General features: G+C 50.9%; 26 protein-coding genes. 14 read left to right on the forward strand and 12 right to left on the reverse strand.

Going from position 1 to position 25,616, the window contains the following annotated elements:
• The first annotated feature begins 13 nt into the window (after positions 1-13).
• From leuS to ltaE, 3 genes are read left to right on the forward strand one after another with little or no spacing between them, the layout of a single operon-like run.
• On the forward strand, positions 14-2,461 hold the full coding sequence (gene leuS, locus TSP01S_RS00085; RefSeq protein ID WP_041075421.1) for a leucine--tRNA ligase: 2,448 nt from the start codon (positions 14-16) through the stop codon (positions 2,459-2,461).
• A 38-nt stretch (positions 2,462-2,499) separates the two neighbouring features.
• On the forward strand, positions 2,500-4,089 hold the full coding sequence (locus tag TSP01S_RS00090; protein ID WP_052463594.1) for an N-acyl-D-amino-acid deacylase family protein: 1,590 nt from the start codon (positions 2,500-2,502) through the stop codon (positions 4,087-4,089).
• A gap of 11 nt (positions 4,090-4,100) precedes the next feature.
• Positions 4,101-5,135: a low-specificity L-threonine aldolase gene (gene ltaE, locus TSP01S_RS00095; RefSeq protein ID WP_041075425.1), complete on the forward strand. Its 1,035-nt coding sequence runs from the start codon at positions 4,101-4,103 to the stop codon at positions 5,133-5,135.
• Positions 5,136-5,138: 3 nt separating this feature from the next.
• Here ltaE and TSP01S_RS00100 read toward each other — a convergent pair whose 3' ends face one another.
• Positions 5,139-5,456: a cupin domain-containing protein gene (locus TSP01S_RS00100; protein ID WP_041075427.1), complete on the reverse strand. Its 318-nt coding sequence runs from the start codon at positions 5,454-5,456 to the stop codon at positions 5,139-5,141.
• 69 nt (positions 5,457-5,525) lie between these two features.
• On the opposite strand from TSP01S_RS00100, the gene fdhF reads away from it, so the two are divergent.
• From fdhF to TSP01S_RS10355, 5 genes are all read left to right on the forward strand, one after another.
• On the forward strand, positions 5,526-8,216 hold the full coding sequence (fdhF, locus tag TSP01S_RS00105) for a formate dehydrogenase subunit alpha (protein ID WP_041075429.1): 2,691 nt from the start codon (positions 5,526-5,528) through the stop codon (positions 8,214-8,216).
• Positions 8,213-8,779 (forward strand): molybdenum cofactor guanylyltransferase, encoded by a 567-nt coding sequence (gene mobA / locus TSP01S_RS00110; protein WP_041075431.1) that lies wholly within the window; start codon positions 8,213-8,215, stop codon positions 8,777-8,779. The genes fdhF and mobA overlap by 4 nt, the downstream gene beginning before the upstream one ends.
• Entirely contained in the window at positions 8,770-9,456 is a 687-nt protein-coding gene (gene fdhD / locus TSP01S_RS10000; protein WP_052463415.1) for a formate dehydrogenase accessory sulfurtransferase FdhD, read from the forward strand. Before mobA ends, fdhD begins: the two co-directional genes overlap by 10 nt.
• Entirely contained in the window at positions 9,453-10,256 is an 804-nt protein-coding gene (locus TSP01S_RS00120; RefSeq protein WP_041075433.1) for a formate/nitrite transporter family protein, read from the forward strand. The genes fdhD and TSP01S_RS00120 overlap by 4 nt, the downstream gene beginning before the upstream one ends.
• Before the next feature lie 326 nt (positions 10,257-10,582).
• Positions 10,583-10,786, forward strand: a complete 204-nt coding sequence (locus tag TSP01S_RS10355; RefSeq protein WP_231848570.1) for a hypothetical protein — start codon at positions 10,583-10,585, stop codon at positions 10,784-10,786.
• A gap of 596 nt (positions 10,787-11,382) precedes the next feature.
• Here the strand turns inward: TSP01S_RS10355 and TSP01S_RS00130 are convergent.
• The 3 genes from TSP01S_RS00130 to TSP01S_RS00140 all read right to left on the reverse strand — a co-directional run bounded on the left by TSP01S_RS00130 (position 11,383) and on the right by TSP01S_RS00140 (position 13,672).
• Positions 11,383-12,153 carry a glucose 1-dehydrogenase gene (locus TSP01S_RS00130; protein WP_041075437.1) on the reverse strand — a complete coding sequence of 257 codons (771 nt, stop codon included), beginning with the start codon at positions 12,151-12,153 and terminating at the stop codon, positions 11,383-11,385.
• A complete protein-coding gene (aguA, locus tag TSP01S_RS00135; RefSeq protein WP_041075439.1) occupies positions 12,147-13,238 on the reverse strand; it encodes an agmatine deiminase in 1,092 nt (363 codons plus the stop codon). Before aguA ends, TSP01S_RS00130 begins: the two co-directional genes overlap by 7 nt.
• 167 nt (positions 13,239-13,405) lie before the next feature.
• Positions 13,406-13,672: a cupin domain-containing protein gene (locus tag TSP01S_RS00140; RefSeq protein WP_041075441.1), complete on the reverse strand. Its 267-nt coding sequence runs from the start codon at positions 13,670-13,672 to the stop codon at positions 13,406-13,408.
• A gap of 61 nt (positions 13,673-13,733) precedes the next feature.
• On the opposite strand from TSP01S_RS00140, the gene TSP01S_RS00145 reads away from it, so the two are divergent.
• Together TSP01S_RS00145 and TSP01S_RS00150 are read left to right on the forward strand one after the other, a co-directional pair.
• Positions 13,734-14,069, forward strand: a complete 336-nt coding sequence (locus TSP01S_RS00145) for a cupin domain-containing protein (RefSeq protein ID WP_041078207.1) — start codon at positions 13,734-13,736, stop codon at positions 14,067-14,069.
• Entirely contained in the window at positions 14,066-14,719 is a 654-nt protein-coding gene (locus TSP01S_RS00150; protein WP_041075443.1) for a DUF429 domain-containing protein, read from the forward strand. Before TSP01S_RS00145 ends, TSP01S_RS00150 begins: the two co-directional genes overlap by 4 nt.
• Before the next feature lie 48 nt (positions 14,720-14,767).
• Here the strand turns inward: TSP01S_RS00150 and groL are convergent, their stop codons facing one another.
• Together groL and groES are read right to left on the reverse strand one after the other, a co-directional pair.
• Positions 14,768-16,384, reverse strand: coding sequence for a chaperonin GroEL (gene groL, locus TSP01S_RS00155; protein ID WP_041075445.1), 1,617 nt, complete (start codon positions 16,382-16,384; stop codon positions 14,768-14,770).
• A gap of 15 nt (positions 16,385-16,399) precedes the next feature.
• Positions 16,400-16,669, reverse strand: a complete 270-nt coding sequence (groES, locus tag TSP01S_RS00160) for a co-chaperone GroES (protein ID WP_041075447.1) — start codon at positions 16,667-16,669, stop codon at positions 16,400-16,402.
• Between the two features lie 184 nt (positions 16,670-16,853).
• Between groES and TSP01S_RS00165 the strand changes: the two genes are divergently transcribed.
• The 4 genes from TSP01S_RS00165 to TSP01S_RS00180 are packed head-to-tail and all read left to right on the forward strand — an operon-like array spanning position 16,854 to position 19,675.
• A complete protein-coding gene (locus TSP01S_RS00165; RefSeq protein WP_052463416.1) occupies positions 16,854-17,744 on the forward strand; it encodes a YitT family protein in 891 nt (296 codons plus the stop codon).
• Positions 17,745-17,758: 14 nt separating this feature from the next.
• On the forward strand, positions 17,759-17,959 hold the full coding sequence (locus tag TSP01S_RS00170) for a hypothetical protein (protein WP_041075451.1): 201 nt from the start codon (positions 17,759-17,761) through the stop codon (positions 17,957-17,959).
• Between the two features lie 43 nt (positions 17,960-18,002).
• Positions 18,003-19,013 (forward strand): rod shape-determining protein, encoded by a 1,011-nt coding sequence (gene mreB, locus TSP01S_RS00175; protein ID WP_041075453.1) that lies wholly within the window; start codon positions 18,003-18,005, stop codon positions 19,011-19,013.
• A complete protein-coding gene (locus tag TSP01S_RS00180; protein ID WP_041075455.1) occupies positions 19,013-19,675 on the forward strand; it encodes a hypothetical protein in 663 nt (220 codons plus the stop codon). Before mreB ends, TSP01S_RS00180 begins: the two co-directional genes overlap by 1 nt.
• Here the strand turns inward: TSP01S_RS00180 and TSP01S_RS00185 are convergent.
• Genes TSP01S_RS00185 through TSP01S_RS00210 form a run of 6 tightly spaced genes read right to left on the reverse strand, consistent with a single transcriptional unit; the run spans position 19,623 to position 25,615 of the window.
• On the reverse strand, positions 19,623-20,453 hold the full coding sequence (locus tag TSP01S_RS00185; RefSeq protein ID WP_041075457.1) for a tetratricopeptide repeat protein: 831 nt from the start codon (positions 20,451-20,453) through the stop codon (positions 19,623-19,625). The genes TSP01S_RS00180 and TSP01S_RS00185 overlap by 53 nt on opposite strands.
• Before the next feature lie 10 nt (positions 20,454-20,463).
• Complete coding sequence (locus TSP01S_RS00190) at positions 20,464-22,818, reverse strand: lipase family protein (protein WP_041075459.1); 2,355 nt, start codon at positions 22,816-22,818, stop codon at positions 20,464-20,466.
• Positions 22,819-22,822: 4 nt separating this feature from the next.
• Complete coding sequence (locus TSP01S_RS00195) at positions 22,823-23,665, reverse strand: polyprenyl synthetase family protein (RefSeq protein WP_041075461.1); 843 nt, start codon at positions 23,663-23,665, stop codon at positions 22,823-22,825.
• Positions 23,646-24,200 carry a bifunctional nuclease family protein gene (locus tag TSP01S_RS00200; protein WP_041075463.1) on the reverse strand — a complete coding sequence of 185 codons (555 nt, stop codon included), beginning with the start codon at positions 24,198-24,200 and terminating at the stop codon, positions 23,646-23,648. Before TSP01S_RS00200 ends, TSP01S_RS00195 begins: the two co-directional genes overlap by 20 nt.
• Positions 24,201-24,212: 12 nt before the next feature.
• Complete coding sequence (locus TSP01S_RS00205; protein WP_041075466.1) at positions 24,213-24,950, reverse strand: lysophospholipid acyltransferase family protein; 738 nt, start codon at positions 24,948-24,950, stop codon at positions 24,213-24,215.
• Positions 24,947-25,615, reverse strand: a complete 669-nt coding sequence (locus TSP01S_RS00210; RefSeq protein ID WP_052463417.1) for a HesA/MoeB/ThiF family protein — start codon at positions 25,613-25,615, stop codon at positions 24,947-24,949. Before TSP01S_RS00210 ends, TSP01S_RS00205 begins: the two co-directional genes overlap by 4 nt.
• Position 25,616 lies beyond the last annotated feature (1 nt).

The following is a 25,616-nucleotide window of genomic DNA, read 5'->3' on the forward strand; positions in this document are numbered from 1 at the left end:
TGGAGGTGGTGCTGTGCCGAAGTACGAACCGAGTGAAATAGAACCGAAATGGCAGAGGTACTGGGAGGAGAGAGGCCTTTTCAGAACACCTCAGAGGAGTGAAAAGCCCAAATACTACATGCTCGTCATGTTCCCTTATCCTTCTGGAACACTGCACGTCGGACACGTTAAGAACTACGTGATAGGCGATGCAGTTGCGCGTTACAAGCGCATGCGTGGTTACAACGTGCTGCATCCGTTCGGTTACGACGCCTTCGGATTGCCCGCGGAGAACGCCGCGATCGAAAGGAAGATCCATCCAAAGGACTGGACTCTGAACAACATCAACACGATAAGAAAACAGATAAAACGTCTCGGGATCAGCTACGACTGGGATAGAGAAATAATCACGTGTCTCGAACCTTACTACAAGTGGACCGAGTGGGTCTTTCTGAAACTGTACGAAGCAGGTCTTGCGTACAAGAAGAAGGCTGCCGTGAACTGGTGTCCAAAGTGTATGACCTCGCTCGCGAACGAGCAGGTGAAAGATGGAAGATGTGAGCGCTGCGGAACTCCCATAACGATAAGGCACCTTGAACAGTGGTTCTTCAAGATAACCAATTACGCAGAAAGGCTTTTGAAAGATCTGGATAAGCTCACGGGCTGGCCCGAGCACGTCAAAACGATGCAGCGAAACTGGATCGGTGAGAGCAAAGGTGCGAAGGTGAAGTTCAAAGTCGAGGGACTCGATGTCGATATCGAGATATTCACAACCAGACCGGACACGCTCTGGGGTGTCACTTTCATGGCCCTCGCGCCGGAATCACCGTTGGTGGAACAGATCGTCCTGCCAGAACTCAAACACGACCTTGAACAATTCCTTGTACGCGTCAGCATGCAGGACAGGCACAGAAGGGGTGCGCTCGAAGCAGAAAAGGAAGGCTTCTTCACCGGCAGGTACGCGATAAATCCCGTGAACGGTGAGAGGGTTCCCATCTACGTGGCGAACTACATCCTCATGGAGTACGGTACCGGCGCGATCATGGGAGTGCCGGCACACGATCAGAGAGATTACGAATTCGCGAAGAAGTACGGCATACCGATAAGGCAGGTCATACAGCCTTCCGAACCGTTCAACGAAGATAGAGCTTACGATGGGCCGGGCATCATGGTGAACAGTGGACCATTGAGTGGAACGAAGGTTCCGGAAGAGATGGAGAAGGTCATAGAATGGCTCGAAGAACGTGGGATCGGAACACGCTCGGTACAGTACAAATTGAGGGACTGGCTCATATCCCGCCAGAGATACTGGGGTGCCCCGATACCCATCATCTACTGTGAAAAATGTGGCGTAGTTCCAGTGCCTGAGAAGGATTTACCCGTGACGCTCCCGTACGACGTCGAATTCCTGCCGACGGGACAGTCCCCACTGGCGCTGAAAGAAGAATTCAAGAGAACGACCTGTCCGAAATGTGGTGGTCCGGCCACGCGCGAAGTGGACACGATGGACACCTTCGTCGATTCCTCATGGTACTTCTTGAGGTACATCAATCCCGATTTGGAAGACGCCCCGTTCAAAAAAGAAGACGTGAACTACTGGTTGCCGGTCGATCAGTACGTTGGCGGAGTGGAACACGCCATACTCCATTTGCTCTACTCGAGATTCATCACGAAGGTCCTGCACGACCTTGGTTATCTCGACTTCGACGAACCCTTCACCAACCTGTTCACGCAGGGCATGATATACAAAGACGGTGCAAAGATGAGCAAGAGTAAGGGGAACGTCGTTTCTCCCGACGACATGATCGAAAAGTACGGTGCCGACACGTTGAGGCTCTACATACTGTTCATGGGACCTCCCGAGAAGGATGCCGAGTGGAGCGATGCGGGCATCGAGGGTGTACACAGGTTCATCAGAAGGGCCTGGAACCTCATAGACAAGATCATTTCACTCGAACCTAAGAATTCGTCGAACTTCGGTCCTCGAGAAAGAGAACTCAGAAGGAAGTTACATTCTGCCCTGCTGAAGATCACGCAGGACATGGAAGGCGGTTTCAAATTCAACACGGCCATCAGTGGCTTGATGGAACTCGTCAACGACGTGTCGGATTATCTTCAGGAAGTTCCGGAAGATTCGTGGCACGTGCCGCTGTTGAAAGAGTTTGCTGAGAAGTTCGTTTTGATGATCTCTCCGTTCGCACCGCACTTCGCTGAAGAACTCTGGCACGCGATGGGCAAAACGACATCGATCATGGAGGAACCATGGCCAGAGTACGATCCCGACGCGCTGAAAGTCGAAGAAGTGGAGATCGCGGTCCAGGTGAACGGTAAACTGAGAGACAGGGTGAAGGTCCCCATCGACGCAACGAAAGAAGAAGTCCTCAGGATCGCTTTGGAGAGCGAAAAGGTGAAGAAATTCGTGAGCAACAGTCCGAAAGATGCCGTGTACGTTCCAAAAAGATTGCTGAACATCATCGTGTGAGCGCGCAGTTGCGCGCTCTTTTTTCCGGAGTGATGATCGTGTACGACGTGCTGGTAGTGAACGGAATGGTGGTGGATGGAACGCGTAATCCCTGGTTCTACGCAGATCTGGCCATCGAAAACGGAAAGATAGTCGAGGTAGGAAAACTCGGCCGGAGGAAAGCGAAGATAGTGATCAACGCGAAGGGTATGTTCGTGTGCCCAGGTTTCATAGACATACACAGCCACTCAGACTTCTCTGCCTTCGTGAATCCTTTCTGTGAGAGCAAGCTGAGACAGGGTGTCACCACCGAACTCGTCGGAAACTGCGGTTATTCTCTCGCCCCACTGCTGGGTGACGCACTCGAAGAAACGAAACAGTACTACAGAGACATGTACGGCGTTGAAGCGGGCTGGCAAACCGTTCAAGATTATCTGAACGCGCTCCAGGACGCGAAACCTGCGATAAACTACGCCACCCTCGTCGGGCACGGAACGGTTCGAAAGTCCGTGATGGGGTACGAAAACAGAAAGCCCACGCCTGAAGAAATGAAGAAGATGAAGAAACTCGTGGCAGAATCCATGAGACAGGGTGCGTTCGGCATGAGCACCGGTTTGATATACCCACCGGGAAGTTTCGCAGACATTGACGAGATAGTTGAACTGTGCGAAGTTGTGCACAGGTACAATGGTTTTTACGCCACACACATGCGTAGTGAGAGTGCGAGGTTGATCGAATCGGTTCAGGAAACGATCGGGATCGGTAAGAAGAGCAAAGTTTCCGTTCAGATCTCCCATCACAAAGCCTGCGGAGAGAAATACTTCGGCAAGGTGAAAGAAACGCTCAGGATGATAGAGCAAGCACGCGTCGAAGGTTACGACGTCACGTGCGACGTTTACCCTTACACGGCAACGTCGACCGATCTGGACGCGATACTGCCAGACTGGGTCCACGAAGGCGGGCTCGAAAAGATGCTCGAAAGGTTGAGAGATGCGAAGATCAGAGAAAGGATCAAACAACAGATCGATCCTGTGCAGAAGGCCATGGGTGGTTACGATAAAATACACATCAGCTACGTGTTCAGCGAAAAGAACAAGCCGTTTCAGGGAAAAATCCTCAGCGAGATCGCAAAAGTTCTCAACAAAGATCCGCTCGAAACCGCGTTCGATCTCATCCTTGAAGAACGGGGTCGGGTCGGGATGATAAGGTTTGCGATGGACGAAGAGGATGTCAAGCTCGTCATCAAAAGCCCTTATTCGATGATAGGCTCGGACGGCAGTGCGCTTTCAGTTTCCGGACCGCTCTCACACGGCCATCCACATCCGAGGAACTTTGGGACCTTTGTGAGGGTGCTGGCGCGCTACGTCAGGGAGCAGAAGCTTCTGAGCGTGGAAGAAGCCGTCTGGAAGATGACGGGTTTCCCTGCGAGAAAGATCGGACTTTTCGACAGGGGCATCCTGAGACCGAAGATGGTTGCGGACATCGTCGTGTTCGATCTGGAAAAAGTTCAGGAGCTTGCAACCTTCGAAGATCCAAAAAGGTATCCCGAAGGCATCGTGCACGTTCTCGTCAACGGAGTGGTCGTGTTGCGCGATGGACAGTTCACGGGTGAAAGACCTGGCAAGGTTCTGAGAAAGTTCAACCACTGAGGAGTGATAGCGTGCTCGATCTTCGTTCGGACACGGTCACGAAACCGACACCTGAGATGAGAAAGGCGATGGCCGAAGCCGAAGTCGGCGACGACGTCTACGGTGAAGATCCCACAGTGAACAAACTCGAGCAACTCGCCGCGGAGATGTTCGGCAAGGAATCTGCCCTCTTCGTTGCGTCTGGAACGATGGGAAATCAGGTCAGCATCATGGCACACACGCAGCGTGGAGATGAGGTGATACTCGAAGCGGACAGCCACATCTTCTGGTACGAGGCCGGCGCCATGTCTGTCCTCTCCGGTGTCATGCCGCACCCGATAAAAGGTAAAAACGGTGCGATGGATCCAAACGATGTCAGGAAGGCCATAAGATCGAAGGACATACACTTTCCAAGGACCTCACTGATAACGATAGAAAACACCCACAACAGATCGGGCGGTAGAGTCGTCCCACTGGAAAACTTCAAGGCGATATACGAGATCGCAAAAGAATATGGGATAAACGTTCACGTGGATGGAGCGAGGATCTTCAACGCCTCGATCGCGTCCAACGTTCCCGTCAAGGAGTACGCTAAGTACGCCGATTCGCTGATGTTCTGTCTCTCCAAAGGTCTCTGTGCCCCGGTAGGTTCGATAGTCGTGGGAAGCAGGCAGTTCATCGAGAAGGCGAGAAAGGCGAGGAAGATCCTCGGTGGGGGTATGAGACAGGCGGGCGTTCTGGCGGCGGCAGGCATCATCGCCCTGACCAGGATGGTCGATCGGTTGAAGGAAGATCACGAGAACGCGAAGTTCTTAGCGATGAAACTGAGGGAGATTGGTTATTCGGTGAACGTTGAAGATGTGGAAACGAACATGGTGATATTGAAGACCGACAATCTGAAAGTCAACGCACACCAGTTCTTGAGCGCGATGCGGGAAAAGGGTGTACTGGCAGTTGCATTTTCAGACACCTCGATACGACTCGTCACACACAACGATGTGTCGAGAGAGAATATAGAGGAAGCCCTGAACGCGTTCGAAGAACTCTTCAGAGAATTCAGACGATGAAGCTCAGGATTTGATCATCACCAGAACCATTTTGAACTTCTCAACAGCGTTCACTGCGTGTGGCTCGTTCGCGGGCATCACTACGAATTCTCCCGCCCTGAGACGGTACGGCTTGTTCGATATCCTGATCTCACACTCACCATCCAGAACGTACACCAGTGCATCGAACGGTGCCGTATGCTCTGAAAGCTTTTGGTCTTTGTCGAAGGCAAAGACTGTCACGTTCCCCGTCTTTTTGTCGAGGATCGTTTTGCTCACTATCGCACCATCTTGGTACTGAACCAGGTCGGAGAGCTTTCCTGAAGGTACTTCCAGAGTCATGCTTGGACCCTCCTTTTCGCAATTGTACTATAATTGTGTAAAAATCACATTCCCACAGGGGGTGAAGGTATGATCATCTTCATTAACGATCGAGCATACGAAGCCAGGGAAGGTCAGACCATCTATGATGTTGCGATAGCAAACAACATAGACACACCAATTCTGTGCCACCATCCCGCACTGGAACCTATAGGTGCCTGCCGGATCTGCGTTGTTGAAGTACAGGGTATGAAAAACCTGCAAACGGCGTGCACGACGAAGGTGACTGACGGAATGCGTATCTACACCAACACAGAGAGAGTCATCAAAGCAAGGCGCATGAACCTCTTTTTACTCCTGAAGGTTCATCCAAACGATTGTATGACGTGCGACGCAAATGGAAACTGTAAATTACAGGATCTCGCCTACCTGTACAATGTAAAAGTTCCCATAGACCAGATCGAGCTGAGGAATCTCCCGATCGATGACAGCAACCCGTTCATAGTGAGAGATTTGAACAAGTGCATCCAGTGTCAGCTATGTGTCAGGGTATGCGACGAGATAGAGAACATGTCCATCTACTCCATGGTGGAAAGAGGGTACGAAACTTTACCCCAACCAGCCTTCAATTTGCCACTCGCAGAAAGTGGTTGTGTCTTCTGTGGCCAGTGTGCCACTGTCTGTCCTGTCGGTGCGATAGTGGAGAAACCTGCCCTTGGGAAAGCCAGATGGTGGCAGGTGAAAAAGACCACGACAGTTTGTCCTTACTGTGGGGTTGGTTGTCTGATAGATGTGTACACCCACAAGCAAGAAGTCGTACGCGTTCATGGGTCTGGTTACAATCCAGACGTAAACGATGGTGTTGCCACGTGTGTAAAGGGCAAATTTGGTTTAGACTTTGTGAATGATCCCGCAAGACTCAAGAAACCTCTGATCAAGAAAGATGGAAAGTTCGTCGAGACCGATTGGGAAGAAGCTCTCGATTATGCGGTTCAAGGGCTTAAGAAAGTCATAGAGAAGTACGGTCCGGAAAGCGTGGGAATTCTTTCCTCTGCGAAGTGTACCAACGAGGAGAATTACCTAATGCAGAAGTTCGCCCGTGCGGTCATCAAGACGCCCCATGTGGATCACTGCGCCAGACTCTGCCATGCCTCAACTGTAGCAGGATTGGCACGAGCTTTTGGTAGCGGAGCAATGACGAATAGCCTGAAGGACATCCTCGAGGCCGAAGTCATTCTTGTAACTGGTTCTAACACGACAGAAGCTCATCCTGTCTACGGTTCAAGGATTAAGAGGGCTGTCAGGAAAGGCACCAAACTCATCGTTGCCGATCCAAGAAAGATTGAGCTGGTCAAGTATGCGACGATCTGGTTACGGCAGAGACCAGGAACCGATGTGGCCCTGTTCAACGCAATGCTCAATGTGATCATCAAGGAAGATTTGATCGATGAGAAATTCATCGCTGAAAGAACGACAAATTTCGAAGAAGTTAAGAAGGCCATCGAAAAATACACTCCGGAGTACGTCGAACAAATCACGGGAGTACCAAAAGAAAAAATCGTTCAGGCCGCTCGTCTGTATGCGTCAGCGAAGAGGGCTGCAATAGTCTACGCAATGGGAATAACACAACACGAGCACGGTGTGGACAACGTTCTCGCTTTAGCCAACTTGGCACTTGCAACCGGGAACATCGGAAAACCTGGAGCAGGGGTGAATCCACTCAGAGGACAAAACAACGTCCAGGGAGCTTGTGACATGGGGGCTCTACCCGATGTGCTGCCTGGATATCAAAGAGTGACCGACGCACAGGTTGTTGAGAAATTCGAAAAGGCCTGGAAAACGACTATCCCAGCCAAAGTTGGCCTCACGGTTGTCGAGATGATCCATGCAGCTCTGGAAGGTAAGATAAAAGCCATGGTCATAATGGGAGAAAACCCGAGACTTTCGGACCCGGACGCATCTGTCGTGGACGAGGCGCTCTCACGACTCGAGTTTTTCGTGTCCATAGACATGTTCGTAAATGAAACGAACAAACATGCTCACGTCGTATTCCCAGCGGCTTCTTTTCTGGAAAAAGACGGTACCTTCACCAACACCGAACGACGCGTTCAGTTACTCAGAAAAGCTTTCGAGCCAATAGGTGAGAGCAAGCCAGACTGGCAGATCATAATGGAACTCTCCAGAAGGTTTGGCTACCACATGGAGTACCGTTCAACGGCCGAAATCATGGAAGAAATCAGATCACTCACGCCCATCTACGGTGGAATAACACACGAAAGAATAGAGCTCCTGAAGGGCATACAGTGGCCTTGCAGAACCACAGAAGATACTGGAACGCCCATACTTCACACCAGCAGGTTCAACACACCCGACGGTAAAGCGAAGTTCCACGTTGTTGAGTACAGACCTTCTCCTGAGCTTCCGGACGATGAATATCCTTTTTTCCTCACCACAGGTCGATACCTGTTCCATTTCCATACCGGTACCATGACTCGAAGAAGCACTATTGCGAAATACACGAACGAGCCGTTCATCGAAATCAACCCTGTGGATGCCGAGAAGCTAGGTATCAAGAACGGTGACGAAGTGTACGTGGTGTCGCGACGTGGAAAGGTGAAGGGTAAAGCGAAAGTCACAGAAAGAGTGCCACCAAAGACTGTTTTCAGTACTTTCCACTTCTACGAAACACCCATAAATGAACTCACCATGGCAAATCCGCTGGATCCTATTGCAAAGATACCGAATTTTAAAGTCTCAGCTGTGAGGATTGAGAAAGCTTGATAGCCATCGTACTGAATGGTGGTAGTTCCCACAGGTTCGGTTCTGATAAATGTAGTTATGTCTTCCGCTCGAAGCCGATGATAGAAAACGTGGTAGAAAGGCTCAGGCTCGTTTTCGATCGTGTCGTGCTGGTTGGAAGGACTTATGGAGACTTCGAGTGTATCGAAGATGAGCTTTGTCGTGGGCCCGTCGGTGGTGTGATGATAGCCTTGCAACGTTTGAAAGATGACGTTTTCGCTGTTGGTTGTGACATGCCACTTCTACAACCACACGTTATCAGTTTCATGTGGGAAGTGTTCCGAAGCGGCGACTCAGATGCCGTTGTAGCGAGATTTTGCGATGGGATACACCCGCTGCACGCTTTCTATTCAGTGAGGATGATGGAACATTTTCGGTGGAGCATTGAGCAAGGTGACGGCTCTTTCAGATCAGCCCTCGAGCGTGCAAAGGTTGTCTGGCTGTCGGAAAAGCATCTCTCGCACCTACCCAACTGGCACGAAAGCTTCTTCAACGTGAACGTTCCGAGCGATCTCAATAGAATTGGGGTGGAAGAGTGCTGCTGAAGATCTTAAGGATAGAATCCAGTGGTAACTGTGTGATCATGAACGATGAGCTGATCGAAGACTCGCTTCTGGATTTCTATGTGAATGACGTTTGTGTAGAACGGTTTCATTGCCTGGCACAGGACCTTGAGGAACTCGCGCTCGGTCATCTGATATACATGGGTACAAGGCCTAACAGATGGAGCGTGAGGATCGACAACCGTTCGATAAGAATCTTTCTGGAAGATCACCAGAAAGTTGAAGATGAACTTTTGCCTTTCAAGACAAAAGTGAGCGCAAGAAAGATCATAGAGGCAATGGAAGACCTTCTGAATGACCCACTGCATAAAACGACCGGTGCGGTACACATCGCAGGATTGTACGATAAAGATGGGAAAAGATTGGTGAGGTTCGAAGACGTTGGCAGACACAACGTTGTCGATAAAGTGATCGGCTGGATAGTGAAGAACGACGTGCCGGCCGAAGGGAAAATGTTGCTTTGCAGCGGTAGACTTCCGGCGGACATGGTGTTGAAATGTGTCAGGGCAAGGGTGGAAATTCTGGCATCAAAAGCCCCAGCCTTGATGAGCGCGATAGGGATGGCCCAGCGTTACGGTCTCACGCTGATCGGCTTCGTGAGGGAAAAGCGAATGAACGTGTACACAAACCCAAGCAGGATAGAGGAGGTGTCCGTATGAAGTCACCTGTTGAGGTTCAAAAAGCTCTCATCGAAGAGGTTGGTGTGAAGAAAGCGAACCTCAGCTTCACTCAAATGGCTTTGCTCGGTGTCCTCGCAGGCATGTACATAGGTTTTGGTGGGATCATGGCGCTCACTGCCATGACTCAGGTAGAACCGTACGGGTTGAAGAAAGTCCTGGGTGGCGCTGTCTTCACTGTGGGCCTGATGCTTGTTGTCATCGCCGGTGCGGAGCTGTTCACGGGTAACGTGCTGATGCTTGGTTCACTGTACGCGCGAAAGATTTCACTCAAACAGATGCTCAGGAACTGGATCGTTGTCTACATTTTCAACTTGATAGGTTCCCTATTGATAGCATGGATGCTCGTTCAAACTAAACTGTGGGGTTCGGCAGGTGCGATCAACGATTTTGGAAAGACCGCGATATCGGTTGCAAACGCGAAAGTGTCGGCCAGCTTCGGTGCCATATTCTTCAGAGGAATTCTGTGCAACATTCTGGTCGATCTCGCAGTGATTCTGGCTCTCGCTGCAGACAGCGTTGAAGGTAAGATACTGGGCATCTTTTTCCCGATCATGACCTTCGTTGCCATCGGTTTTGAGCACAGTGTTGCAAACATGTCGTTGATACCGATCGGTCTTTTCATAAAATCTGCTTCAGGTTTCGGACCGGAAACACTCACGTGGGCTGGATTCTGGAAGAACATCGCTGCAGCAACTCTGGGTAACATCGTTGGTCCTGGTGTATTCACTGCGCTGTTCTACTATCTGAGCTACTACAGACCAAACGTTCAAAAAGGTTGAAGGTTCAGCCGTTCACTCACGTTCCAACTTCAACCCTTGATCGAGAAGGGGGGTATGCGTTCATGCTGCTGAAAGTTTTTGCATTCGGTCTTGTGCTCATTTGTTGTGGCTTACTGGCACAGGAACTTTTTTGCCTGAGTCATCCTTCGATCGACACCATTCAGAAATGGGACGAATCTGCGGTTTTCATCACTTTATCGTACGTCTCGGGTGGATTCGTACCTCACAGATCGAAGCTGTATATACAAAAAGTTAATGGTCGTTTCGTGTGCAGAAAGATTACAACAATGTCAGAGTCCTTCTTTGAGCTCGATCGAGAACGCATCATGAAAGTTTTGGATTATCTGAGATTCCTCCCCCCAAACACTGTCCTCGGTGAGCCCAGGACCAACTGTGACATGTACAGGGTAACAGCGTTGCTTGAGAACGGAAGCGTCGTCATCTTGACCATTTATACGCCCCCGGGATCATCAATCGAACTTCCGGATGAACTTGCCAACTTGCTCGCTCTGGTGAGAGAAACACCGTGAGATTCAAGCCCCCACAACCAGTTCGTATCTTTGTACAAACAAAAAGAAAAAGCGGGCCATGCCCGCTTAGGTTTCTTCACCATCCTTGATTCACCATCGAAAAATGTGTTACCGGCTTTCACTGTCTCTTTCTGGAAGATATTCTTCAAAGGTGTTCGGTTTGGACCGAAAACCGTGACGGTCAATCCGAAACCCGAATGGGTAGACTTATCCCACTGTACGCTGTGGTTCTGAGAGCTTTCAGTCCGGCGCGCCTTTCCACTACATATATACGGAGTGATAAAAACTAACATTCGAGGTGAACTCTCTTTCCAGAAGGTAAAAAACACACGCAAGTTTCAAAACCCCGCCTCGAATCAAACATGCAAGAATGCACGATCGAAAACGAACGATGGGAGACTTCCAGACACATCGAACGACCAAACTGAAGAAGTCACATCTATCGAACTTGAAAGTGTGCTTATTCCCAGAGGCCTGTACCTCATCGACGCGATCGAACAGATCGAACACATCCACTCATTCGGAACGAACCCAGAAAAAAGATATCCGAGCCCGAAGTCGTCCTGGTGGCTTCAAAGCCGACGATTCGTTCATACTCACTCAACGTAGATCATCTTCACGGTCATGCCTCCATCGACTGTGAAGTTGACACCCGTGATGAATCCAGATTTTTCGTTGTCCGCCAGGAACAAGCACAGGTTCGCGATGTCCATGGGATCTCCGACGCGACCCGCCGGGTGTTGTTCGTGATCGATCGGCCTCAATTCTGGCTCTTTCCTCAGAGAGCCCTTCTTCCACCTCGACGTCTCTATCCATCCCGGACTGATGCACACGACCCTGATTCTGTATTTGGCCAGGCTTATCGCGAGTGAATGGGTCAACGCAACCACACCGCCCTTGGATGCGGAGTAGGGCTCGGTGTCTGGCTCCGACATGAATGCCCTCGTGCTGGCGATGTTTATTATGACCCCACCGCCTCTCTTGATCATCTGCTCGCTGCAATAACGTGCGCAGATGTAAGGACCTGTCAGGTTCACACGTATGACCTTTTCCCACTCCTCAAGAGTCCTTTCAAAAATACTCTTCGTGGAACTTATGGCTGCGTTGTTCACCAGAACATCCACACCACCGTAAAACTGCAGGGTCTGTTCGACCATCCTCTTGACGGATCCTTCGTCAGACACATCGGTTCTTATGAACTTCACATCGTACCCGCTGGACCTCAGAATGCTCTCACGCTCGATCCCAGCCTCTTCGTCTATCTCTGCGATCACCACTTTCATACCGTTCTGCGCGAACACTTGGGCTATGGCGGCACCTATGCCCTGCCCACCGCCCGTCACGATCGCCACCCTGTTCTTCAACATCTTCTCACCCCTAAAGGTTGTTGTAAAGTTACGCAGTGGATCGCTCCTCCCCCGAGCAGGATCTCGCGCGCATAGACGGGAACGATCTTTCTGTCTGGTAGAATCTCTCTGAACTTTCTCAGCGCTTCTTCGTCTTTCGGATCGTTGAAGATGGGAACGATCAAAGCACCGTTGGCGAAGTAGAAGTTGACGTACGACGCGGGCAACCTGTACCCCGCAGGCCTTCTGTGCGTCCTCTCTGAAAAATCAACACCGTTGGCCTCTTCCTCGGTCACGTAGATGGGTGATGGTTGGTGAATCAAATGGATCTTCAGCTTCCTTCCCTTCGCATCGGTTTCGTTGGAAAGTATTTCGTAATTCTCCCTGCTGATCTCGTATTGCGGATCGTTCCTATCTTCGGTCCAAGTCAGAACGACTTCGCCCGGCCTGACAAACCTGCACAGGTTGTCCACGTGTCCACTCGTTTCGTCGTTGTACACACCACGCTTCAACCAGATGATCTTCTCAACACCGAGATAGTCTTTCAAGAATTGCTCTATCTGTTCCTTTGAAAGCTGTGGATTTCTGCTTGGGTTCAGAAGACACTCCTCGGTCGTTACGAGGGTCCCTTCACCATCGACATCGATCGAACCACCTTCGAGGACCATGGGGGCTTGGTAACAGTCCATTTCTTCCATATCGGCGACTTTCAGAGCCACGAGCTCATCCTTGACCCAGGGAAAGTACAGTCCTCCCCACGCGTTGAACTTCCAGCGCACCGCACGCACGATCCCCTCGTCGTTCACCACGAAGGTTGGACCAACATCGCGCATCCACGCATCGTTGCTCGACATTTCGACGATTCTCACGCGTGAGGGAAGTTTCCTTCTCGCGTTGTAGTACTGATCGTGCGAGACGCACAGGGTGACTTTCTCGAACTGGCTGATGGCCTCAGCGACCTTCGAGTAAGCCTCCTGCGCCGGTTTTGCACCGTTTCTCCAGTTGTCCGATCTTTCTGGCCAGATCATCCAGCACCTTGAATGAAGCTCGAATTCTGAGGGCATCCTGAAACCGTCCTCACGCGGGATACTTTTGAGTAGGTTCATCTTCAATCTCTCCCCAGTTTACAATGAATTTACAAACCCGAACTGAACCGTCCAGAAAAACACATCGTCTAAAGTGTGGAACCAGGGCGAGACCCCCCACCCTCCTTTGACAAGATAGACACGCGGATAGAATGTTTCTTGGGCGATCGAAAGATCGCCCATATTTTTTAGCCGATCCTGTAGTGCTTGAAAATGGGTTTCTTCACGTGCCAGGTGCACCTCATTCCCGCCGGGAACTTCACCATGTCGCCTGGTCCAAACTGTATTTTTCTACCATCTTCCAGCGTGACCTCCACCACTCCCTCAACCACGTAGAACTGTTCATCCTCATCGTAGTACCAATCGAAAACGCTTTCTTCCTTCGACCAGGTGGGCCACTTCTTGGCTTCTCTCATTTCCTCTTCGCTGGGTTTCCAAACCTTCACTTCTTTCATTTGAATACCCCCTTACAGGTATTGTACAGCAAGTGCTGTAATATCTCTGGGAGGGATCGTGGTGCTGATCAAACACTGGAATGAAGTACAACCTCAAAAGCTCATGGACGGTAAGATCTTGAAAAGGGTTCTCATCGACAAAAACGAAGCGCCAACCTTCGTCATGAGGTTGTTCACTCTCGAACCGAACGCGTCCACCCCGTTCCATTCGCATCCATGGGAACACGAAGTGTTCGTTGTCGAAGGGAAGCTCAAGGTGGTATCCCAGAACGAAGAAAGAATTGTAGAGGAAGGATTCTTCGTCTATGTGGCTCCAAACGAACTCCATCAGTTCGTCAACATTTCAGATGGACCTTCGTCCTTCATCTGCGTCGTGCCGAAGGAAGGTGAAGTGTGAAGAGACATTTCGATCATTTCTGCGGCATCGATCCTTCTTGGACAGGAAAGAAACCTACCGCTGTTTCTGTTCTGGACAGACAGTTCCGTCTGGTCGATTTTGTCTACAGTAAAGATATCGAACGGATCGTTCAACCGTTGAGGAACTATAAAAACGCGGTCATCGGTGTGGACGCACCCTTGGTGATTCGGAACGAAACCGGGCACAGACCAAACGAGAAGGAATTTCTCAAGCACTTCGCAAGGTTCGGGCTCTCTCTTTATCCTGTGAACAGAAGAAGGTATCCCTTCTTTTTTCCCGAAAAACTCTACGAAGCCTTGAAAACCATCGGGTACAGCTTTCAAAAGGGCAACATCTTCGAAGTCTACCCTCACGCCACGATCTTGGTCCTTTTCAACAACATGAGAGTGTTTCACTACAAAAAGTTGCGATCTGAAGAAAAACTCGAGAAACTCGAATACTTGAGAAAGAAAATCGAAACGTTCATCGAAATACCAGACGACTTCGATGCAGTCCGGGGCGATGTCAAAAGTTACGAAGACTTCCTCGACTCACTGGTCTGTGCGATCACGGTCGGGCTCGCGAGCGAAAGATCGTTTCTAACGTTTGGCAACGAAGATGTGGGCATCTTGCTGGTGCTCACACCATGAAAAAGAGGAGGGCGGGCTGCCCTCCTCTCTATTTTCTATCGATCTTCATCAGTATTCAGGTGGCATGTGCGTTGTTTCTTTCTTTTCTTCGGGTTTTTCGACGACAAGGACCTCAGTTGTCAGCAACATGCCGGCGATGGATGCAGCGTTCTGCAGCGCACTCCTTGTGACCTTCGCTGGATCTATGATTCCAGCCTTGAACATGTCGACGTATTCTCCTTTGAGAGCGTCGAATCCGAAGCTGAAGTCCTTGGAGCTGAGCACACGCTCGACTATAATCGCTCCATCGTAACCGGCGTTCTCGGCGATCTGTTTGATGGGTGCTTCGAGCGCTTTGTAGACGATGAGGGCTCCGATCTTTTCGTCACCATCGAGTTTGTTCAGCAGCTCTTCGACGACTTTCCTGGCCCTCAACAGCGTCACGCCACCACCGGGTACGATACCTTCCTCAACGGCGGCCCTCGTCGCGCTCAGGGCGTCTTCAATCCTGTGTTTCTTCTCCTTCAACTCGGTCTCGGTTGCTGCTCCGACCTTTATGACGGCGACACCACCGGCGAGCTTCGCCATCCTTTCCTGCAACGTCTCCTTCTCGTACTCGGAGGTCGTCTGCTCGATCTGGGACTTGATCTGAGCGATCCTCTTTTTGATTTCCTCGGGTTTACCCTTACCACCGATGATGATCGTATCGTCCTTCTTAACCCTCACCAGGTCGGCCCTTCCGAGGTCTTCGAGTGTGACATCCTCAAGGTTGATTCCAAGTTCGTCGCTGATCACAGTTCCACCGGTCAGTATCGCGATGTCCTGCAGCATCGCTTTCCTTCTGTCACCGAAACCGGGTGCTTTCACGGCGCAGGCCATCAACGTACCCTTGAGCTTGTTGAGCACCAGCGTTGTGAGCGCTTCACCTTCTACGTCTTCCGCGATGACGAGCAGTGGCCTGCCAGTCTGAGCGACCTTTTCGAGTATCGGTATCAGCGGCCTGACGGCGCTCAGTTTCTTATCGGTGATGAGTATGAACGGCTCTTTCAGTTCAACTTCCATTTTTTCGGCGTCCGTTACGAAGTACGGTGAGATGTAACCCCTGTCGAACTGCATGCCTTCGGTGAACTCAACGTAGGTTTCCAGTGTCTTGGAATCTTCCACCGTGATGACTCCATCCTCGCCAACTTTGTCCATTGCCTCAGCGATGAGTTCACCGATCTCGGGATTGTTGGCACTTATCGCTGCAACGTGCGCTATGTCTTCCCTACCGGAGAGCTTCTTCGCGTTGTCCTTGATGAATTTGGCAACGACTTCTGTAGCTTTGTCGATCCCACGCTTGAGGAGTATCGGGTTCGCACCGGCCGCAACGTTCTTCAGACCTTCCCTGATCATCGCCTGTGCGAGCACGGTGGCCGTCGTTGTACCGTCACCAGCAACATCGTTCGTCTTCGACGCAACTTCCTTGACGAGTTGGGCTCCAAGGTTTTCGAACTTGTCTTCGAGTTCTATTTCCTTAGCGATCGAGACTCCATCGTTCGTGATGGTCGGTGAACCCCAACTCTTCTCGATGACCACGTTTCTACCCTTGGGTCCAAGCGTGATCCTCACAGCATCCGCAACTTTGTTAACGCCTCTTTCGAGTGCTCTGCGCGCTTCTTCATTGAACTTCAACAGTTTGGGCATAACCTCTCCCTCCTCTCAGTTTTCGATTTTCGCCAGTATATCGTTGGCATCAATGATGATGTACTCAACATCATCGATCTTGATTTCGGTACCGGCGTACTTCGAGTAAATAACTTTGTCACCGGGCTTTACATCGATGTTCTCAACTTTTTCCCCAACGGCGATCACTTCTGCCTTCATGGGTTTTTCCTTGGCCGAATCTGGCAACACGATCCCACCTTCGGTCTTCTTCTCCTCCTTGATGGGTTTGATCAAAAGCCTTTCACCGAGCGGTACAACCTTCATAGCCACGACCTCCTTTCGAATTTTATCACTCTGTATATCTGAGTGCTAATTATAGAATACACCACTTTCCGTGACAAATCAAGTCCACATTTTTGGCGTTTATGACTCAGTAATTCCGATTGTAGGCGATTACTCCGAAATATTTTCCAAGTAAACGCTTTTTCTCCCGAAAACTAACGCTTTAATGGTAAAATCTTTCCTGTGCGGAGGTGAGAATGTGAGCAGGAAGTACATCCTCAAAGAGTACGTACTCGCCACTCTTGGTGTGGTCATCACGGCGATCGGTGTGGTCTCTTTCCTCATTCCGAATTCGATCGCCGCCGGAGGCGCGAGCGGTCTGGCGATCGTTCTCAACAAACTCGTGGGCCTTCCTGTGGGTGTGTGGATGTACATCATAAACGCTCTGCTCTTCCTGGTTGGTTTCATCACGGTGGGAAAGGACTTCAGCCTGAAAACGATATACTGCACGTTCCTCCTCAACTTTTTCGTAGACTTCTTCGACAGGATCGTTCCGACCCCGAAATTCACCGACGATCTCATCATCGCCGTGCTCTTCGGTGACATCATCACCGCGGTTGGCATGGCCCTCACCTTCACTCAGAACGCGTCCACGGGCGGTACCGACATAGTCGCACGCATCTTCAACAAGTTCTTCGCCGCACCCATGGGTACCACGCTCCTGATAGCAGACCTGCTCATAGCGATCTTCGCTGGTACCGTCATGGGAACGAAACTTGGAATGTACGCCGTGCTCGCCATACTGATCAACGGAATGATGATAGACTTCGTATTGAAAGGTATCGAATCCTCAACTCAGGTGATGGTGGTCTCGGACAAACACGAGGAGATAGCCAGCTTCGTCCTCAAAGAGCTTAAAAGGGGTGCGACTTACATAGAAGGTAAGGGTGCGTACACCCAGAAGGACAGGAAGATACTGCTCATAGTCCTCAGAAGGAGAGAGCTTGGAGAACTGATATCGTTCATTCGAAAACTCGACAAAAATGCGTTCATAATAATCAGTGAGGCTCGCCACGTGATAGGTGAAGGTTTTCAGAACATAGGGAACGTGTTCTGAGGAGGTTTGAAACCTTGAGGACGGTCTCGAACATTCTTTTCTACGCGGGCTCGATCGTTCTTCTGTTCGCAATCATAAGCTTTGAACTGGGTCTGAAGGCGATGAGAAACCAGGAAAATGAGAAGATGAGGGATCACAACAGAAGAGGCTGGAAGGCTTTGCTGATCACAGCTGTACTGTATGGCCTGTCTTTCTTCACCGCTTACTTCGCCTGATGGTAAAATCGATTTAGTGCGATAAAAAAGGACGGTGCGCATCGTGGTGAGGAAGGATCTGGGAATCGATCTCGGCACGGCGAACACCCTCGTTTACGTGAAAGGCAAAGGTATCGCGATAAACGAACCCTCCGTTGTTGCCATAAATGCCGATACTGGAGAAGTGATCAAAGTGGGTCTCGAGGCGAAGATGATGCTCGGCAAAACCCCAGCTTCCATCATCGCCGTCAGACCACTCAGAGACGGTGTCATAGCCGATTACGACGTGGCACTCGCAATGCTCAAGTACTTCATAGGTAAAACGAGGACCTCGTTCTCTCTCTTCAAACCGAGGGTTGTCATAGGTGTTCCCATCGGCATCACCGATGTGGAGAAGAGGGCCATTCTGGAAGCTGGCCTCGAAGCGGGTGCAGCCCGAGTGTTTTTGATAGAAGAACCCATGGCGAGCGCGATAGGGCTCGGACTCGACGTTGAGGAACCCAACGGGAACATGATCGTCGACATCGGTGGTGGAACGACGGAAGTTGCCGTCATATCGCTGGGTAGCATCGTGGTCTGGGAATCGATAAGGATCGCCGGCGATGAGATGGACGAAGCGATCGTCCAGTACGTTCGGGAAACCTACCGTGTGGCGATCGGTGAGAGAACCGGTGAAAGGATCAAAATAGAGATAGGCAACGTCTTCCCATCACCGGAGTATGACGATCTGGAGACCACGGTGACCGGTATAGACCTTTCGACGGGTCTTCCAAGGAAGATCACGATAAGGGGAGGGGAAGTCAGGGAAGCTTTGATGGTACCTGTGAGCGCCATCATCGACGCGATCAAATCCACACTCGAGAGGACTCCACCAGAGCTGGTCACGGACATCGTCGAAAGGGGTATAGTCACAACAGGTGGTGGTTCCCTCACCAGAGGCATCGACAAACTCATAGAAAAAGAAACCGGTATCAAAGTCGTCAGGGCGGAGGATCCCATGAGTTGTGTTGCGGTTGGGGCTGGAAAGGTGCTCGATAAGGTGGATATTCTGAAGAAACTCCAGCAGGTGGACTGATGAGCACCCGTCAGCTCAATTTCTTCATCGCGTATCTGTTCATTTTTGCCACCATTTTCGCCCTGAATGCCGTTTTTCTCTCAAAACCGGCAAAATTTCTCTTCCGTTTTGTTCATTCCATTGTGTACCCTGCAAACGTGTTGAGGCACACGCTTCACAAGTTGAACGAAGCCGTCGCGCTGGTGCTCCAAGGCGTCGAACGGGAGAACGTCATCAGGATAGGTGATGTCATTTTCGAACAATCGAACGTTGTTCTGGGTTTCAGACAGAACTACTTGATAGCGACTGGGCAGGCCAAGGCGGGAGATATCGCGATAGATCCAGAGAACAAAAGGTTCGTAGGGATCGTCAGACACACCAGCGATCACGTGTGCTGGGTTGAACTTTGGAACTCTCCAGAATTCTCGATGCAGGTCACCGTCGAATCGAGTCAGGTGAGCTTGGAAGGTGATCTCACGGGTGGAACGAGGCTGTACGTTTATGAAGACATCGATGTTACAGGCTTCACCGTGAGGATCTCCGAAAGTTTCAGCAACGGCAAGCTTCTCAGGGACATGGGGTGCGACGTGCTGGGCGAGGTCGTCGGAAGACAAGGCGATTCGTTCGTCGTTAAGACTGCTTTCGTTCGTCCGAATCGTCTGTGCTATCTTCCGGGTTATTGACGAGCTGCTGCATGATCTGAGACAGTATCTTCGCGTCTTCTTCGCTGTACTGGTCTTTTTCCTCCATCTTCTTCAGGATGGCGAAAGGATCCTCCCCAATGGAAACCTCTGCTTCTTCCTTCTGTCCTTCTCTGGAGATTATCTCCTGAACGATACTCTCGATCTGCGCCTCGAGTTTCTGTAACTCTTCGTCAGTTTCAAAATCGATGACTGTCTTACCTTCCTTCAGGCTGTTCGAAACCATACCGATCTCTTCGAGTTGGCGTTCGAGCTTCTCCTCCACCGTGGGCTGCTCCTGCTCAACGGGCCGTTTACGCCTCAACATTCTCAGCAGCAAGAAAGAAAGCGCGAAACTGATTACAAACACACCCACGGCGAGCAGCACAGGAGACCTCTTCTTCGTGACCTGCACCTGTACAGGACCGGGGGGAGGGATTCTCGATCTCAACCATTCCATCCATTCTTCGCTTCTTTCTGTACCTTCTCGGATCGCTTTGAGCACGTTCGCGGCCACAACGTTGCTCGATTCGTACGGTTCCAGATAAGCCCTGGCCTTCGCGTAATCTTTGAGCGCGAACGCGCACAGACCCATTCTGAGCTTCAACAGCGGATCGTACGATTCTATGCTCGGATCGAGCTTCAAAGCCGTTTCAAACCACTCCAGCGCGTTTTTGTAATCTTTCTGCACGTAAGCGTTCAGGGCAGAGTTGTAATACTCCATCGCGCTCGCGAGCACCAGTGTCGAGAGTAGGGCGAACACGCAGATGAGGTACCTCACGTTTCATCCCTCACTTCAATTTATACACCTCCACGCGCGATTCTGTCAGAACGTAAAGCTTTTCACCATCGGTGGTGATGGCGTTCATTCTCTCCGAAAAGGACTGATAAGAAGATCTCAAACTCAACCTTTGAAGGTCAAAGGCGAAGATTGTAGATGTACCAGCGATCAATACAGTGTTCTTGAGGGACAAAAATACTTCCGGGTCGATCCAGCCTTCCGCACCCCAAGTGTAAGTTCCGGTCCTTAGATTGTACACGAGCAGGCTGTAACCCCTGAGGCCCACGAACAGAAGGTCAGAAGCCATCAGGCAACTTTTGAAATCGACGGATCTTCCCTCGATTTTGATCTTCGACGAATCTAAAAGTTTTCTCAGATTGCCGGCAGAAAAGTCATAGATCTCCCTGTTCGTCATCAACAAGAGTGGAGAACCATCGATGAACTTCCCATAGACTCCCGAAAGGATCTGGACTTGCTTCCATCCATTCTCCCAGCGGGCCAGAACGAGACTTTCATTACTCCTCAGCAACGCGAATATGCCACCATCCGTCGCCAGAACATCTTCCACACCCGCCAGGTCTATCCTTCCAAGATCTGTGACCTTACTACCGCTGAAACGATAAAGTCTGTCGTTCGCGACGAAACTGATGCCATCGTTGAGGACGTGGACGTAACGAATCGTGCCAGGTTGTACCCTTTTTCCATCGCTGTACAGGCCATCCTCGAGCACGTAGAAGAGCTTTCCCAGGGCGAAGTGTATACTCCTCGCACCTTTGAGGTTCAGCGTCTCGAGTTTCGTAAGAAGCTGGGACCGTTCGAATCTGACCGGCAATGAGACGCGCGACTGAACGGTTCCTTCTCCCTTCGTTTCCACCTGCGTTGGACTCTTTGTTTCCGTTGCGGGTTTGACTATTCTTTCCGTCTGCTGAGCCTGAGGCGCCCTCTCGGGATAGGTCTCTTCTCTGTAGCTCGGTATCTCCACCCGGGTCTGGGCAAGAAAATCTTTCAGTTTGGCATGAAAGGCGGGATCGAGATAGCAATCGAAGAACGATCCGTTCAGAACGATCTTGTCGGCTCCTTCTATCGTTGCACTCTCGTGGCTCACGACCCCGTCACCCTTACCCTTAACGAGTTCTGGATAAAAGATCTCGAGCTGTGTTCCGGCTACATCTATCGAGGCTGGAGGTGAGTTCCCCACAGCCACGAGATACCTCACATCTTTTCTGACAGTCTTGTCAAGCTTCTTGAGCAAATCGGAACCAGTGAGTATCTCAGAGTAAACCGGACCGAGCGCTTCGAGGTAGTGTAGAAGGTGTGATTTCATCGCATCCACAACGAACCGATCGAGTCCAAAGTTGTTCGCCACAACCTGCGAATCCTTTCTGTAAAGCAACGCACCGTAGTAGAGCGGATTCACCACGTTCGTCCCTCTGTTGGGAGGACTCACCAAGATCAAACTCCGCACGTTCTTCACTTCAGGATGCAATTCCACGGCGAGCCTCGCGATTATGGCTCCCACACCGTGTGCGACGATGTCGAACTCGAAGTTCTTCAACCTCACCAGCTCCATCGCGAGTTTTTCAGCCTCGAAGAGCAGATAACTCGGCATGTTTCGTTGCGCAAAACTGCGGAAAGAGTTCATGTACGAAACCGACCGCGTGCCTGCAAGGGGATACTCGTAGTACATGATCGTTCTGTCTGGAAAGAGTTCGATCCAGAAGTTCGTCGCCTGCGAAGAGTTGACGAAACCAAGGAAACCCCTGTCCACGTCGGGAATCAGCAGAAGAACAGGTTCGATGGTTCTCTCTCTTTCAATAAGGAGCTGCAAGCCGAGTTTTTGCTTTTCAGGAACATCCGCGATCAATCCCACGATAGATGTGTGAAATGCGTGAGCTTCTATGTAAGCACCTCTATCGTCGAAGCCCATATTCGTTCCGCCGAAAACCCTGTAGATGGGTTGCTTAGGGTCGGGTATGTACGCCAGTCTCACGTTGGCGTAGTCTGCCCCGAGGTAAAGGTCCTTCGGGAGCCTGTAGACGATCCTGATCGGCTTCATGGCGAACTCGTCCACACCATCGGAGGGCGAAACCTCGTACAGATCCCCCACGAAGATGTTGGCGATCGTGGGAGACAGACTATCGCGCGACACGCGCTTGACAGCGAACGCTTTTTGAGTGCTGTACGATCCATCTGGTACAACGACGGTGAGCGGAACGGCCGTCTCTTCGCCCTTCTTCACGATCTTTGGCCGGGTCGAATAGAAGCGCCACAGCATGAGGGATACGAAGAATGCTAACGCTGCGAGGAGCGTTATGAGCAACAACCGCCTTCTGAGGATCGTTAAGAAAAGCTCGGAAAATTTCATTCTTTCACCTTTTCATAAAATCTTCGAGCAACTCCCGCGTGAAGTGCAGTTCGTTCCTCTTCAAACTGTGCATGAGAGATCCGAATAGTTTATCGGCAAAAACCTCGCTCCGTTCAAGACCGAGGAGTTTTACAACGGTGGGCTTACCGAGGGCAACATCCCTGCCAACTGGTTTTCCGAGTTTGGTTTCATCGCCCCTCGCATCTTCGATGTCGTCCCTAACCTGAAACCAGATTCCGAACGCTTCACCAATTTTTGAGAATCTGTCAACGCGATCGAACCTTCCGGCGAGGATCGGGCCACAGGCGAAACAGAACGAAAACAGTGCGCCGGTCTTTTCAGCGTACATTCTCAGAACCTGTCCGAGGCTCGGCTCGGCACCGGTGTACTCCACATCCAGCGCTTCCCCAAGGAGCACCCGATATGTGGCCCTTGCAAAGTACTGAAACAGCAGTTCCTTCCTGGTGGCGTCTGCACACGAATCGGCCAGAACGCAGAACGCTTTGAGCATGAGACCGTCTCCTGCGAGGATCGCCGTGTCGTTGCCGAAAACGACGTGGCACGAAGGTTTGCCCCTCCTCAAGGGGGAATCGTCTATCTGTGGAAGATCGTCGTGGATCAAAGAGGCGGTGTGAAAAAGTTCCACAGCGAGTGCAGGATGCCACACAAACTTCAGATCGACGTTCATATCTCTGCAGATCGACCATATCAAGAGTGGCCGGAGCCTTTTGCCCGGCGTCAGTGCGCTGTAAGCCATCGCCTGCTCTACCTTGCAGCAGGCGTTTTTCATCTCCTCTTTCAAAAGTTCTTCGAACCTGCCCAGAAATTCAGTCTCTGTCTTCTTCATCTTCCGCCTTCGGTTCGTCCCTGAGCATCTTTTTGAAAGCGTCGATGTCAAGGTTTTCGACGAACTTCTTGAACTCCTCGTCGCTCGATTCTTCGGGCATTTCAAGGTCTATGGCGTGCTCGTCCACGATCTCGTTGCTCACATAGATGGGCACACCCTTTTTCACCGCGAGCACTATCGAATCTGATGGCCTGGCGTCCATCTCTATGATCGCGTGATCGTCCGATTCCTCGTCTTCTCCCTCGATCGCTGCGAGGTCTCTGATCATCAGCGTCGCGTAATAGACGTTGTCCTTCACACTGTGTATGACTATTCGTTCCAGCCTCGCGTCGAGCGCATCGAGTATGTTGAGTATCAGATCGTGGGTTAGGGGCCTTGGAAACTCGAAACCTTCAAGGCTCATGGCCAGCGCGTTCGCCTCACACGCACCGATCCATATGGGCAGAACTTTGTTCGTACCTTCGATGCCCAGAATGACGACCGGAGAGTTGTGTATTTTGTCCAGAACGAGTGCTTTCACCCACGCCTTTCTCATCGAGATCACCCCCTATTGAAGCCTCCCGAGTTCTTCGACACCTTTTCTGACTGTGTCCTCGACTGCCTTCGCCAGTTCGACCTCATCTTCGAACTGTGCAGGATCGACTGGCGCATGAACTTTCATCAACACCGTACCGGGATTGAGCACGAGGCTCTTCTTGGGTACCAAGAACATTGTACCCCATATCGAAACTGGGAGCACCTTCACTCCGAGTTTCTTGGCGATTTTGAAAGCGGCGGTCTTGAACTCTCGAACCGAGCCATCTTCGCTCCGTGTACCTTCCGGAAAGATCAAGAAAGATTCCCCTTTTCTGAGTAGATCCATCATCTCTCTTATGACTCGTGCACCCTCGGACGGGTTTTTCCTGTCGAGGAAAATTCCCTTCATGTAACGAATGTACCAGCTCACTCCAGGCACCCAGGCCAGCTCCTTCTTCGCCACCATCGGCATCGGATCGATGTAACCCAGAATCAGAGGTATGTCCATCAAACTCTGATGGTTCGGTGTGACGATGTAGCTGGTGCCAGGTTTGTAATTTTCCAGACCGAGTGCGATCACCTTACAGAACATGAACCTGAAGGTGTTCTTGCCGAAAAGCTTGACCTGTTTGAGAACGAACCTTCTCGCTTTCTGTTTTCCCACAAAGAAACCCAGAATCCATCCCAGAAAGAGCACCAGTGCGCCCACCACCACGACGTAGATGACGGCCGAGACGAGAAAATAGATCGTGATGAGTATTCTTTTCATGTTGCACCACTCCGAATCGCTACAGTTTCAAACCTCATGTTGAAGAGATCTATCAGCATCAGCTTGCCGTTCAACAGAGGTTCCTGTCCGCAGAGCAACCTCACCGCTTCGCTCGCCTGCAAAGATGCGACGAGAACGACCAGGGGTGGAAAGATCTGTCTCGCTCTATCTTCTTTTGGAGGTGTGGGGAAGATCTGTCTCAATCTCAAAGAGCCTGGTAAGATCGTGGTCAATTGTCCACAGAATTTTTCGACACCCGCATGCACCAGCGGAACCTGTTTTTTCTCGCACAGAATGTCCAGTGCGAATTTCGATTCGAAGCTGTCCAGGCAATCGATCACCACGTCGACGCTCGGAAGGCAAAAATCGACGTCGAGCCTGACGTCCAGTGGGACGATCATGGACTGGGGATTCATTTGAGACAGTTTCCTTTGAGCAACCACCACCTTCTTGTGTCCGAGGTCAGATCTGTCGTAGAGGATCTGTCTGTTCAAATCGGGTTCATCCACAACGGCATCATCCAGTAGATAGACCTGTCCAGCCCCGAGACGGATCAAGAGCGACGAGACCGTGCAACCCAGCCCTCCCACACCAGCGATCAGCACCTTAGCTTTGAAAAGCTTTTCCATGCATTCTCCGAGCAACTGGCTGTGGCGCTGAAACATC

This window comes from Thermotoga caldifontis AZM44c09 (assembly GCF_000828655.1).
GTDB classification, from domain to species: domain Bacteria; phylum Thermotogota; class Thermotogae; order Thermotogales; family DSM-5069; genus Pseudothermotoga_A; species Pseudothermotoga_A caldifontis.

Bases quoted from the DNA above. Each gene is read 5' to 3' on its own strand.
- aguA (WP_041075439.1), bottom strand. From the start codon at position 13,238: ATGAACCTACTCAAAAGTATCCCGCGTGAGGACGGTTTCAGGATGCCC.
- TSP01S_RS00195 (WP_041075461.1), bottom strand. From the start codon at position 23,665: ATGAAGAAGACAGAGACTGAATTTCTGGGCAGGTTCGAAGAACTTTTG.
- TSP01S_RS00120 (WP_041075433.1), top strand. From the start codon at position 9,453: ATGAAGTCACCTGTTGAGGTTCAAAAAGCTCTCATCGAAGAGGTTGGT.
- TSP01S_RS00180 (WP_041075455.1), top strand. From the start codon at position 19,013: ATGAGCACCCGTCAGCTCAATTTCTTCATCGCGTATCTGTTCATTTTT.
- TSP01S_RS00100 (WP_041075427.1), bottom strand. From the start codon at position 5,456: ATGACTCTGGAAGTACCTTCAGGAAAGCTCTCCGACCTGGTTCAGTAC.
- groES (WP_041075447.1), bottom strand. From the start codon at position 16,669: ATGAAGGTTGTACCGCTCGGTGAAAGGCTTTTGATCAAACCCATCAAG.
- TSP01S_RS00190 (WP_041075459.1), bottom strand. From the start codon at position 22,818: ATGAAATTTTCCGAGCTTTTCTTAACGATCCTCAGAAGGCGGTTGTTG.
- TSP01S_RS00200 (WP_041075463.1), bottom strand. From the start codon at position 24,200: ATGAGAAAGGCGTGGGTGAAAGCACTCGTTCTGGACAAAATACACAAC.
- TSP01S_RS00130 (WP_041075437.1), bottom strand. From the start codon at position 12,153: ATGTTGAAGAACAGGGTGGCGATCGTGACGGGCGGTGGGCAGGGCATA.
- TSP01S_RS00205 (WP_041075466.1), bottom strand. From the start codon at position 24,950: ATGAAAAGAATACTCATCACGATCTATTTTCTCGTCTCGGCCGTCATC.
- groL (WP_041075445.1), bottom strand. From the start codon at position 16,384: ATGCCCAAACTGTTGAAGTTCAATGAAGAAGCGCGCAGAGCACTCGAA.
- TSP01S_RS00165 (WP_052463416.1), top strand. From the start codon at position 16,854: ATGGTAAAATCTTTCCTGTGCGGAGGTGAGAATGTGAGCAGGAAGTAC.
- fdhF (WP_041075429.1), top strand. From the start codon at position 5,526: ATGATCATCTTCATTAACGATCGAGCATACGAAGCCAGGGAAGGTCAG.
- TSP01S_RS10355 (WP_231848570.1), top strand. From the start codon at position 10,583: ATGAAAGTTTTGGATTATCTGAGATTCCTCCCCCCAAACACTGTCCTC.
- TSP01S_RS00140 (WP_041075441.1), bottom strand. From the start codon at position 13,672: ATGAAAGAAGTGAAGGTTTGGAAACCCAGCGAAGAGGAAATGAGAGAA.
- TSP01S_RS00210 (WP_052463417.1), bottom strand. From the start codon at position 25,615: ATGTTTCAGCGCCACAGCCAGTTGCTCGGAGAATGCATGGAAAAGCTT.